Below are 1324 nucleotides of genomic sequence, written 5' to 3'. Positions count from 1 at the left end.
CTAACGAATCCCCTCATAATATTAAGCGGAAACAATAATATAGACACGCATGGTGCTATTTGATCTAATAAATTTCGCCAAAAACTAACCAGATAACAACACCATGCGTGATATTCATATCTTACACGATTTGCTTAAAAAGCAATGCCCCAATCTACATGCAAAACGTCTTTCCTCTCTTATGGTTGCCACACAATCTTTACTGGATGGACAACAACTGTCGCTAACCGAATTAGGCCGCAACATTGCAGGCTCTGTTGCCCCGAAACACAACATAAAACGTATAGACAGGCTGCTCGGTAATCGGCAATTGCACAACGAACGATTGGACATTTATCGCTGGCACGCTCGGTTGCTCTGCGGTGCGAACCCCATGCCCGTTGTACTTGTAGATTGGTCTGATGTACGGGAGAAGCTCCGCCACTTAACCTTACGTGCATCGGTCAGCGTGCAAGGGCGTTCTGTGACGTTGTATGAACGAGTGTTTTCTTACGCTGAATACAACTCCCCCGTTAGCCACAATCCCTTTCTAAAAGAGCTCGCGAGTATCTTACCACCAGGTTGTTGTCCGTTAATTGTGACCGATGCGGGCTATCGTAACCCTTGGTTTCGTGAAGTAGAAAAACATGGCTGGTTCTGGTTGGGCCGCGTGCGTGGCGATGTGGGATTCAAGCGTGATGGGCAAGCGCTTTGGCGAAGCAATAAGTCGTTTTACCCCAATGCGAATTCTCGGGCTAAGTACCTAGGCTGCGGCGAATTAGGGCGTAAAAATCCGCTTCATGCGCATCTTCATTTATACAAAGCAAAACCCAAGCATCGCAAAGATAAACGCTCTTCAAAAGCAGGCCGAAATCATACCGCTCAGCAGAGCTATATTGCAGGGAGTAAAGAGCCTTGGTTACTCGCTACCAACTTGCCGGAACACGGTAAATTCAATTCTAAACAGCTTGTCACTTTATACGCCAGACGGATGCAAATAGAGGAAACCTTCCGCGATATTAAAAGTCCACAATATGGAATGGGACTGCGCCACAGCAACAGTCGCTGCACCAAAAGATTCGATATATTACTACTGATTGCGATGCTTGCTGAATGGTTGTTAAGACTGCTCGGACTCATCGCTCAGCAGCAACATTGGGAGCGCGCATTTCAAGCCAATACTACTCGCCATCGACGCGTGTTATCAATTATAAGATTAGGCAGAGAGGTCAGAAAAAGGGCCTCGGATTACAAGATAAGTGAAGCTCAAATAAGGTGGGCTATTGGACAATATATTGGCTGGGTTCACAAAGAAGGGAGGCCTATTCTATGAGGGGATCCCCCA

Annotated in this window: 1 protein-coding gene; it reads left to right on the top strand. The window is 46.6% G+C overall.

All coding sequences use genetic code 11. The annotated features are described in order from the left end of the window. Nucleotides 1-103: 103 nt before the first annotated feature. Entirely contained in the window at nt 104-1312 is a 1209-nt protein-coding gene (locus GPLA_RS15360) for an IS4 family transposase (protein WP_007105861.1), read from the top strand. Nucleotides 1313-1324 lie beyond the last annotated feature (12 nt).

The sequence above is a fragment of the Paraglaciecola polaris LMG 21857 genome, from assembly GCF_000315055.1.
Taxonomy (GTDB): Bacteria; Pseudomonadota; Gammaproteobacteria; order Enterobacterales; family Alteromonadaceae; genus Paraglaciecola; species Paraglaciecola polaris.
Note: the sequence above shows the minus strand (reverse complement) of the source record. Positions and strands in the feature narration are given on the sequence as shown.

Excerpts from the sequence above, each read along its gene's own strand:
- GPLA_RS15360 (WP_007105861.1), top strand. The coding sequence starts at position 104 with ATGCGTGATATTCATATCTTACACGATTTGCTTAAAAAGCAATGCCCC.